Source organism: Shewanella sp. SM32 (genome assembly GCF_025654235.1).
Taxonomy (GTDB): domain Bacteria; phylum Pseudomonadota; class Gammaproteobacteria; order Enterobacterales; family Shewanellaceae; genus Shewanella; species Shewanella oncorhynchi.
Genome location: NZ_JAKKRO010000153.1, coordinates 1 through 1,154 on the forward strand (window position 1 = coordinate 1; position 1,154 = coordinate 1,154).

Sequence of the window (1,154 nt, forward strand, 5' to 3'; positions counted from 1 at the left end):
ACTTTCTTTGGTGTACTAGCACGCTTGCGGTACTCTACGCCCTCTAGTTTCACCTTCGTTGGACGAAAGAAGTACTCAGTGCGCACATCGAGCGCTTTCGCGAGTTTTAGTAGGTTTGAAGAAGAAGGCATAGCCGTGCCATGTTCATACTTTTTAATGGCGTTAGCGGACAGTCCTACCTCGTTGGCTAATGCATTCATGGATAGCCCGGCAGCCTTACGGGCTCGTTCTAAGCGTTCTGCAAACATGGAATCCTCTCAAGCAATAGCTCGGTTTATAAAGTCATTAAAATYAYGTTTAATATAAACCTTATAAATAAGATTTTCTATCTATTTTGCAGCGCAGGGTTCTCCATTTTGCTCATGCCTAACCTTACAACCTACCGATGTATMTAGACTTATTACGGGTAACGTCAAAACTCTATATCTTCAGATATATTTAATGCATCTTCCATTTCTACCCCTAGATAGCGAATGGTACTATCCAACTTGACATGGCCTAGTAGTAGCTGCACGGCTCGTATGTTCTTTGTTCGAGCATAGATCAACGTTGCTTTTGTTCTTCGCATAGAGTGAGTTCCATACAGGTGAGAGTCATAGCCAAGTTGTGATGCCCAACGACGAATGATTGTTGAATAACAGCTATAACTCATTGGTCTGCCCGACTTTCGAGGACTTGGGAAAAGATAGTCTGAAATGGCTAATTGGCTGTGTATAAACCACTGGGTTAACGATTGTGCCGTGCGTGACGTGATTTCAAATTGTACCTCTCTACCCGTTTTACTTTGGCTATAAAGGACACGATTTTGGATAATACCACCTGACGAAATATCCCTTACTTTCATCCTGAGTAAATCACACGAGCGTAACTTGCAATCAATAGCGAGATTAAGTAACGCTAGCTCCATGATATTACCTTCGATTTCGAGTCTAGTGCGGATACGCCAGATATCCTCGAGCTTAAAGGGCTTTTTCTGCCCAGTTCGATGGCCTTTTTTCGTCCACATAACTGACCCCTAAATGACTTTAGAAATGTCCTTATTTATTTTAGCTTGAGATTGAGGTCAATGAGTTGAATAGATATGCAATTTAGGAAATTGTGACAGATTTGAAACTCAAAACTGTAGTGTATTTGGTCTAACTGATAATGGGGCA

Annotated in this window: 2 protein-coding genes; both read right to left on the reverse strand. The window is 41.6% G+C overall.

Annotation, left to right across the window (positions count from 1 at the left end; all coding sequences use genetic code 11):
- Positions 1-248, reverse strand: a 248-nt coding sequence (locus tag L5M10_RS23840; RefSeq protein ID WP_263256100.1) for a helix-turn-helix domain-containing protein, incomplete at its 3' end; no start/stop codon positions are given.
- A 164-nt stretch (positions 249-412) separates the two neighbouring features.
- Positions 413-1,006: a tyrosine-type recombinase/integrase gene (locus L5M10_RS23845; RefSeq protein WP_012588474.1), complete on the reverse strand. Its 594-nt coding sequence runs from the start codon at positions 1,004-1,006 to the stop codon at positions 413-415.
- Positions 1,007-1,154: the final 148 nt, after the last annotated feature.

Coding starts and splice junctions, on each gene's coding strand:
- L5M10_RS23845 (WP_012588474.1), bottom strand. CDS start 1,006: ATGTGGACGAAAAAAGGCCATCGAACTGGGCAGAAAAAGCCCTTTAAG.